This is a genomic window from Sphingomonas sp., from assembly GCF_013812825.1.
Lineage (GTDB): Bacteria > Pseudomonadota > Alphaproteobacteria > Sphingomonadales > Sphingomonadaceae > Sphingomicrobium.
This window is the reverse complement of the sequence record NZ_JACCSU010000052.1, coordinates 1-8032: the sequence shown is the minus strand read 5'-3', so window position 1 is coordinate 8032 and position 8032 is coordinate 1. Positions and strand designations below refer to the sequence as shown.

The window sequence follows — 8032 nt, the reverse complement described above, 5'->3', positions numbered from 1 at the left end:
CCGCGGAATCCACCGCCGCCGCCGCCGCCGCCGTAACCGCCACCGCCGCCACGATCGCCGTAGCCGCCACCGCCGCCACCGCCGCCGTAGCTGCGGGCGGGAGGACCGCCGCCGAAACCGCGATCGGCGAAGCCGCCGCGGTCACCTGAACTCTCTTCTGCGAAAATGTCGTCGCGCTTATCTCGTCCGCGACCGCCCCGGTCGCCTTTACGCCCTTTGTCGAAACCCATGCCCGTCCAAACTTCCTTGTGCCCGTAACCATCAAAAACCAACGCGCTGGGCCCAGAGGCGCAACCGGTCGCGGCGCGTCCTGCTCACGCACCGTTCACGGCCTTACAGGAAAAACAGCGCCTCCTCTAGTGACTCTATGGCTCTAGGGGTGGCAAGCGCGGCGCAACAGCGACTAGAGTGCCTTGCGGTGCGTGCGTAGAGGCGATGTCGAACGGTTTTAAGGACGACGGAATGACCATCCATCTGCACGAGGAGGACCTGCCCGCCGACGTCGTCTTTGCCGACGGGCCGATCGCCGTCGACACCGAGGCGATGGGCCTGGTCCCCGGCCGCGACCGCTTGTGCCTGGTCCAGCTCGCCGACGGCAAAGGCGACGAGCACCTCGTCCGCTTCGCCAACGGCAGCGACTATTCGGCGCCCAACCTCAAGGCGCTGCTCGGCGACCCCGATCGGCTCAAGCTCTACCATTTCGCGCGCTTCGACATCGCCGCGATGCGCGCCTACCTCGGGATCATCGCCGCGCCGCTCTATTGCACCCGCACCGCCTCGCGCCTGGTTCGCACCTACACCGACCGGCACGGCCTCAAGGACCTGGTCAAGGAGCTGCTGTGCATCGAAATCTCAAAGCAGCAGCAGACCAGCGACTGGGGCGCCGACGTCCTCAGCGACGCGCAGCGTGAATATGCGGCCAGCGACGTGCGCTTCCTCCACCAGCTGAAGGAAACGCTCGACGAGCGGCTGGTGCGCGAGAACCGGATGGAGCTTGCCCAGGCCTGCTTCGATTTCCTCCCCCACCGGGCGCTGCTCGACCTCGCCGGCTGGGCCGAGCAGGACGTGTTCGCGCATTACGGCTGAGGCGCTCCATGTCTGAGGCCGCGACCCGCGAGCGCCTGTTCCGCCAGCATTGGGCGGTGCCGGGCAGCGGCCACGACCGGCTGGTGCGGGTCGCCAAGGTCGCGCTGCCGAGCGCGGTCGGGGCGCTGATCGCGATCCTCGCTTTCGCGCCGCTCGAGAAGAACGGGGACGCCAGCTTCATCCTCGACAAGAACCAGGTCGACAACGCGCCCGAGCGAATGCGGGTCGAGTCGGCGCGTTACGTCGGCGAGGACAATCGCGGCCAGAAATTCTCGATCGAGGCGGCCTCCGCGATCCAGCGCAGCTCCGACGTCCCGATCGTCGACATCAATGGGATGACGGCTCGGCTCGATCTTGCGCAGGGACCGCTGAATATCGTCGCGAACCTCGCCCGCTACGATCTCGAGGCTCATAAGGTCGCGGTCAACGGGCCGGTGCGGGTCGCCGGGCCGGACGGCTACCGGCTCGAGACCAGCGACGTGCTGGTCGACCTCAAGCAGCGGCGGCTGACGAGCTCGGGCCCGGTCTCGGGCGCGATGCGGCTCGGCCGGTTTCGAGCGAGCAGCCTCAGCGCCGACCTCGGCGAGCGCACGGTGGTGCTCCACGACGCTCGCTTGAAAATCGTGCAGGGGGCGGTCAGATGATCGCCATGCGCCGGCTCGCCTTCCTGTCCTGTGCGGCGGCCGCCCTTGCCGGCGCCGCCGTCGCTCAAGGCGCCCTCGCCCAGGGCCGCGACCCGGTTTCGGCTCTGCGCGGGCACGACAGCAACGCCCCGATCGACGTCGCCGCCGACCGGATCGAGGTCCAGGACCGCGCCGACCGGGCGATCTTCGCCGGCAACGTCAAGGTCCGCCAGGCGTCGCTGTCGCTCGACACCGAGCGGCTGACGGTGGCTTATTCGAGCGGCGGCGGAATTCAGATCCGGCGTCTCGACGCGGCCGGCGGAGTCGTCGTCCGAAGCCCGTCCGAGACCGCGCGCGGCAATTTCGGAATCTACGACCTCGACAAGAAGCTGATCACTTTGGTCGGCGACGTGCAGCTCCGGCGCGCGGGATCGCAGGTGATGGGCTCGCGGCTGGTCATCGACCTCCAGTCCGGCCGAGCGGTGATCGACGGCGGGGCGCCGGGAGTCGGCCAGAGCGGCGGTCGGGTGACCGGCCGATTCACGGTCCCGCAGCGGGACCGCTGAGGCCCGCGATGAACGAGGCTGCAACCTTCGCTCGGACGGCGGCCGAGGAGGCGCTCGCGAACGGCGGGCTCGAGGTCCGCTCGATCGCCAAGGCCTACGACCGCCGGGCGGTGCTCAACGACGTGTCGCTGTCGGTTTCGCGCGGCGAGGTCGTCGGACTGCTGGGCCCCAACGGCGCCGGCAAGACGACCTGCTTTTATTCGATCATGGGGCTGGTGAAGCCCGACAGCGGTCGGATCTTCCTCCACGGGCAGGAGATTACCGAGCTGCCGATGTACCGGCGGGCGATTCTCGGCCTCGGCTATCTGCCGCAGGAAACGTCGATTTTCCGCGGGCTCACCGTCCAGCAGAACATCCTCGCGGTGCTCGAGGTCTCCGAGCCCGACCGCCGAGCGCGCATGGCTCGCCTGGAAAAGCTGCTCGGCGAATTCGGGCTGACCGGGCTTCGCGATTCACCGGCGCTGTCGCTGTCGGGCGGCGAGCGACGGCGCTGCGAGATCGCCCGGTCGCTGGCCGCCGACCCGTCGATCATGCTCCTCGACGAACCGTTCGCCGGCATCGACCCGATCTCGATCTCCGATATCCGCGATCTCGTGCGCGAGCTCAGGCAGCGCGATATCGGAGTGCTGATCACCGATCACAACGTCCGCGAGACGCTCGACATCGTCGACCGCGCCTGCATCATCTACGATGGCCAGGTGCTGTTCCAGGGCACGCCGCAGGCACTGGTCGCCGACCAAGAGGTCCGCCGGCTCTACCTCGGCGAAAGCTTCGCGCTTTAGGCGCAGCAAAGCCATGGGGCTCGGCCCGCGCATCGACATCCGCCAAAGCCAGTCGCTGGTCCTCACGCCCCAGCTGACCCAGGCGATCAAGCTGCTGCAGCTCAGCAACCTGGAGCTCGAAGCATTCATCGCCGAAGAAATGTCGAAGAACCCGCTGATCGAGGCGGTCGGCGGCGAGGAGGAAGGCGGCGGCCAGGAGGAAGGCGAAACGCCGGTCGCCGCACCGGTTTCCTTCGAGGCCGATTCCGCGAGCGACGAGCCGCCGCCCGATCCCGGCGCCGACGAGCTGATCGCGTCGCTGAACGGAAGCGACGACCAGCCGCTCGACATCGACTGGAACGAGCAGGCGCTCGAGACCGACAGCTACGCCGACGTCGGCGGTTCAGGCGGATCGAGCAGCAGCGAAGAGGGCTTCGACTTCGACCGGCTCGAGGCCGGCGAGGCGTCCTTGAGCGAGCATCTCCTCGCCCAGCTGCACGGCCTGGGCGGGCACGACGGCGATCTCGCCCGGGCGATCGCCGAGCTGCTCGACGAGACCGGCTATCTGACGGTGCCGCTGGCCGACATCGCCGCCGACCATCGCGTATCGCGGGCCGAGGCCGAGCGCGCGCTGGCCATCGTCCACGATCTCGACCCACCCGGAGTCGGCGCCCGCAACCTCGCCGAATGCCTGGCGCTCCAAGCCAGGGCGGCCGACCGCTACGACCCGGCGATGGCGCGGCTGATCGACAATCTCGAATTGCTGTCGCGCGGGCAGATGGCGGCGTTGAAGCGCATCTGCGGGGTCGACGACGAGGACCTCGCCGACATGGTCCGCGAGCTTCGCGCCTACGACCCCAAGCCCGGCTGCCGCTTTTCCAACGAGGGCAGCGACAGCGTCACTCCCGACGTGTTCGTCCGGCGCACCGCGAACGGCTATGCGGTCGAGCTCAACAGCGCCACCCTGCCGCGACTGCTGGTCAACCGGCGCTACTATCAGGAGCTTCGAAGCGGCCCGCAGGACAAGGCGTCGAAGGCCTGGCTCAGCGAGTGCCTGACGACCGCCAACTGGCTGGTCAAAGCGCTCGACCAAAGGGCGCGGACGATCGTCAAGGTGGTGTCGGAGATCGTCAAGCGCCAGCAGGGCTTCTTCGAGCGCGGAGTCAGCGGCTTGAAGCCGCTCACCTTGCTCGAGGTCGGCGAGGCGATCGAGATGCATGAGTCGACGGTCAGCCGGGTGACCTCCAACAAATATATGCTGTGCGACCGCGGCCTCTACGAGCTCAAATATTTCTTCTCGTCGGGGGTCGGCTCGAGCGACGAAGGCGGCGAGGGCGCCGCGGCCGGAGCGGTCAAGGCGGCGATCGGCGAGCTGATCGGGGAGGAAACCGAAATCCTCAGCGACGACACGCTGGTCGACCTGCTCAACGAGCGCGGCTTCGACGTCGCCCGGCGCACCGTCGCCAAGTACCGCGAGGCGATGGGCATCGGCTCGTCGATCCAGCGGCGGCGGGAGCGAAAAATCAGCGGGAAGTAACCCATGTGCTCCTGCCCAGTCCTGGATTCCTGCCTTCGCAGGAATACAGAAATCAGACCGTCAGCCGCGCCCAGACCGGAAGGTGGTCGGACGCGCGCCTGGCCGCCGGGCTCATGTGCACTCCCGCCGCTTCGATCCGCAAATCGTTGTGGACAATGATCCGGTCGAGGCAGGCGACCGGGCGCCGGGAATGGAAGCTCGGGCCGGTCGGAGCGACCTGGAAGTGGGGACCCAGTTCCTTGAGGCAGCCGTTGACCTCGCGCCAGTCGTTGGTGTCGCCCATCAGCACGGTCGGCATCTTCTGGACCCGGGCCGCGATCGCGTGGAGGATGGCGCGCATCTGCCGCCGCCGCCACAGGCCCGACAAATCGAGGTGCATGCCGATGACGCGCAGCGGCCGGTCGCCGATCAGCAGCTCGGCCATCACCGCCCCGCGCGGCTCGAGCGTCGGCAGGTCGATCGCCGAGACGTCGAGCACTCCGATGTGCCGCTTCACCAGCAGCGCATTGCCGTGCCAGCCGATGTTGCGGGTCCGCAGCTTGATCAGCTTCTCGGCCCTGTCGCCGAAGCCGCCGGGGATGCGTTCGAGCGTGCGGCGGTGGCGCAGGCCGAACTGCACCGGCTTGTAGAGCCCGCGCTCGTCGATCAGCTCGTGCGGAACGGCCGAGGCGCGGCCGCCGAAGCGCTTGTCGGCCTCCTGCAGCGCGATCACGTCGGCGTCGATCTCGTGCAGCACGTCGAGCACCCGCTGCGGATCGCGCCGCCGGTCGGTGCCGATGGCTTTGCGCATATTATAGCTGGCGACGGTGATGATCGGCGGACTGGTCACCATGCCGCCAATATTGACGAGATGCTCAAACGTCGAGGTTGGCGACGCTGAGCGCGTTTTCCTGGATGAACTCGCGGCGCGGCTCGACGACGTCGCCCATCAGGCGGGTGAAGATCTCGTCGGCGACGTCGGCCTGGGCGACCTCGACCCGGAGCAGCGAGCGATTGGGCGGGTCGAGCGTCGTTTCCCACAATTGCTCCGGGTTCATCTCGCCAAGGCCCTTGTAGCGCGAGACCGACAAGCCCCGGCGGCCGGCGGCAAGCACCGCGTCGAGCAGCTCGGACGGGCGCGAGATCGGGATCGTCTTGCGGGTGTCGGCTTCGGGCGCTTCGGTCTCGGCGGCTTCGGAATCGTCTCCGGCGTCCTCCCCCTCGAGCGGCTCCGGAGCGGGAGCGGCTTCGGCGACCGGCGCGGTCCCTTTTTTGAGCACGCGCAGGGTCGACGGACCGGCATAAGCGGGCAGTTGCTCGCTCGCCAGCGCGTGCAGCTTGCGCCCCTCGGCGGACACCAAAAACCCTTTTTCAATCACATGGGCGTCGGTCACTCCGCGCCACAGGCGCTTCAACAGATAGCCGCCCTCGGCCGCGATTTCGCCGGTCCAGCCCGCTTCGGGGTCGGCGGCGTCAAGCCAGGCGGCGACCCTGGCGATGGCCTTCGAGCGGCCGGCGTCGTCCAGGGTGGGCTTCAACGCTCCGTTGATCGCCAGCGCTTCGATGATCGCCGGGTCGTATTTGCGCGGCACGTAGCTCATCAAGGTGCGCGCCCGCCGGGCATGATCGACCAGGGTCCGGAGGTCGGCGCCGCTGCGCTGGCCGTCGGGGCCCTCGAGGACCAGCCCATCCAGCCCGACGTCGACCAGGTACTCGTCGAGGGCCGCGTCGTCCTTCAGGTAAACCTCGGAGCGGCCGCGGCTGACCTTGTAGAGCGGCGGCTGGGCGATGAAGAGATGCCCCGCCTCGATCAGCTCGGGCATCTGCCGGTAGAAGAAGGTCAGCAGGAGGGTTCGGATGTGGGCGCCGTCGACGTCGGCGTCGGTCATGATGACGATCTTGTGGTAGCGCAGCTTGTCGAGGCTGAACTCCTCGCGGCCGATGCCGGTGCCGAGCGCCTGGATGATGGTCCCGATCTCGCGCGACGAGAGCATCCGGTCGAACCGCGCCCGCTCGACGTTGAGGATCTTGCCGCGCAGCGGCAGGATCGCCTGGTAATGGCTGTCCCGCGCTTGCTTGGCCGAGCCGCCGGCGCTGTCGCCCTCGACCAGGAACAATTCGGACTTGGCCGGGTCCTTTTCGGTGCAGTCGTGCAGCTTGCCGGGCAGCGACGAGACGCCCATCACCGACTTGCGGCTGGCTTCGCGAGCCTTGCGCGCGGCCTCGCGCGCGGCGGCGGCGTCGATCACCTTCTGGATGATCATCCGAGCGTGGCCCGGATTTTCCTCGAGCCATTCGGCGAGCTTGTCGGCGATCAGGCTTTCGAGCGGCTGGCGGACTTCCGAGCTGACCAACTTGTCCTTGGTCTGGGAGCTGAACTTGGGGTCGGGCAGCTTGACCGAGACGATCGCGGTCAGCCCTTCGCGCATGTCCTCGCCGGTGAGATTGACCTTCTCGCGCTTGAGAGCGCCCGATTTCTCCGCGTAGTTGTTGAGCGTGCGGGTCATCGCCGCCCGGAACGCGGCGAGATGGGTGCCGCCGTCGCGCTGCGGGATGTTGTTGGTGAACGGCAGCACGTTTTCGTAATAGGAGTCGTTCCACTCCATCGCGACGTCGATGCCGATGTCGTCGCGCTGGCCGTGGATGGCGATCGGGTCGGGCACCAGCGGAGTCTTGGCGCGGTCGAGATATTTGACGAACGCCGCGGTCCCGCCCTCGTAGTAGAGCTCGACTTCCTTCGGCTCGTCGTGGCGGGCGTCGACCAGCACCAGCCGAACTCCCGAGTTCAGGAACGCCAGCTCGCGGAAGCGGTGCTCGAGGCGCTCGAAGTCGAAGTCCAGCGTCTTGAACGTTTCGCTGCTCGGCAGGAAGGTCACCCGGGTGCCGAGCTTGTCGGTCTTGCCGACCGGCTTGAGCGGCGCCTCGGGCACGCCGTGGCGAAAGCGCATGAAATGCTCCTCGCCGTCGCGCCAGATGGTGAGCTCGAGCCATTCGGAAAGCGCGTTGACGACCGACACTCCGACCCCGTGGAGCCCGCCCGAGACCTTGTAGGCATTGTCGTCCGACGCGTTCTCGAACTTACCCCCGGCGTGCAAATGGGTCATGATGACCTCGGCCGCCGAGACGCCCTCGCCTTCGTGGATCCCGGTCGGGATTCCGCGGCCGTTGTCCTCGACGCTGACCGAGCCGTCGGCGTTGAGCGTGATCAGGATCCTGTCGCAATGCCCGGCGAGCGCCTCGTCGATCGCATTGTCGGAGACCTCGAACACCATGTGGTGGAGGCCCGAGCCGTCATCGGTGTCGCCGATGTACATGCCCGGGCGCTTGCGCACCGCGTCGAGGCCCTTGAGCACCTTGATCGAGTCGGCACCATAGGCGTCGGAGGCGAGATTGCGGGCGGGCTCCACGGGGTCGGAGTGTCGGTCGTCAACGCGCTTTCCGAATGGCTCGAGCTCACCATCTGGCGCGACGGCGAGGAGC

At 67.9% G+C, this 8032-nt stretch carries 7 protein-coding genes and 1 pseudogene; 5 read left to right on the top strand and 3 right to left on the bottom strand.

The genetic code is table 11. From position 1 onward, the window contains the following. Positions 1–230, bottom strand: a pseudogene (locus H0T81_RS07160) (cold-shock protein); the annotation flags it as partial. 232 nt (positions 231–462) lie between these two features. Between H0T81_RS07160 and H0T81_RS07155 the strand changes: the two are divergent. From H0T81_RS07155 to rpoN, 5 genes are read left to right on the top strand one after another with little or no spacing between them, the layout of a single operon-like run. Beyond that, complete coding sequence (locus H0T81_RS07155; protein WP_294011354.1) at positions 463–1086, top strand: ribonuclease D; 624 nt, start codon at positions 463–465, stop codon at positions 1084–1086. Between the two features lie 8 nt (positions 1087–1094). After that, positions 1095–1730 (top strand): LPS export ABC transporter periplasmic protein LptC, encoded by a 636-nt coding sequence (locus H0T81_RS07150; protein ID WP_294011350.1) that lies wholly within the window; start codon positions 1095–1097, stop codon positions 1728–1730. A gap of 5 nt (positions 1731–1735) precedes the next feature. After that, positions 1736–2275, top strand: coding sequence for an LptA/OstA family protein (locus H0T81_RS07145; RefSeq protein ID WP_294011348.1), 540 nt, complete (start codon positions 1736–1738; stop codon positions 2273–2275). A gap of 8 nt (positions 2276–2283) precedes the next feature. Then, positions 2284–3057, top strand: coding sequence for an LPS export ABC transporter ATP-binding protein (gene lptB / locus H0T81_RS07140; RefSeq protein ID WP_294011346.1), 774 nt, complete (start codon positions 2284–2286; stop codon positions 3055–3057). 13 nt (positions 3058–3070) lie between these two features. Further along, positions 3071–4573 carry an RNA polymerase factor sigma-54 gene (rpoN, locus tag H0T81_RS07135; protein ID WP_294011344.1) on the top strand — a complete coding sequence of 501 codons (1503 nt, stop codon included), beginning with the start codon at positions 3071–3073 and terminating at the stop codon, positions 4571–4573. A gap of 52 nt (positions 4574–4625) precedes the next feature. On the opposite strand, the gene H0T81_RS07130 is transcribed toward rpoN, so the two are convergent. Both H0T81_RS07130 and gyrB read right to left on the bottom strand, forming a co-directional pair. Beyond that, positions 4626–5405 (bottom strand): endonuclease/exonuclease/phosphatase family protein, encoded by a 780-nt coding sequence (locus H0T81_RS07130; protein ID WP_294011342.1) that lies wholly within the window; start codon positions 5403–5405, stop codon positions 4626–4628. Between the two features lie 22 nt (positions 5406–5427). Continuing rightward, positions 5428–7959: a DNA topoisomerase (ATP-hydrolyzing) subunit B gene (gene gyrB, locus H0T81_RS07125; protein WP_294011352.1), complete on the bottom strand. Its 2532-nt coding sequence runs from the start codon at positions 7957–7959 to the stop codon at positions 5428–5430. Positions 7960–8032 lie beyond the last annotated feature (73 nt).

Bases quoted from the DNA above. Each gene is read 5' to 3' on its own strand.
- H0T81_RS07155 (WP_294011354.1), top strand. From the start codon at position 463: ATGACCATCCATCTGCACGAGGAGGACCTGCCCGCCGACGTCGTCTTT.
- H0T81_RS07130 (WP_294011342.1), bottom strand. From the start codon at position 5,405: ATGGTGACCAGTCCGCCGATCATCACCGTCGCCAGCTATAATATGCGC.
- H0T81_RS07145 (WP_294011348.1), top strand. From the start codon at position 1,736: ATGCGCCGGCTCGCCTTCCTGTCCTGTGCGGCGGCCGCCCTTGCCGGC.
- lptB (WP_294011346.1), top strand. From the start codon at position 2,284: ATGAACGAGGCTGCAACCTTCGCTCGGACGGCGGCCGAGGAGGCGCTC.
- H0T81_RS07150 (WP_294011350.1), top strand. From the start codon at position 1,095: ATGTCTGAGGCCGCGACCCGCGAGCGCCTGTTCCGCCAGCATTGGGCG.
- rpoN (WP_294011344.1), top strand. From the start codon at position 3,071: ATGGGGCTCGGCCCGCGCATCGACATCCGCCAAAGCCAGTCGCTGGTC.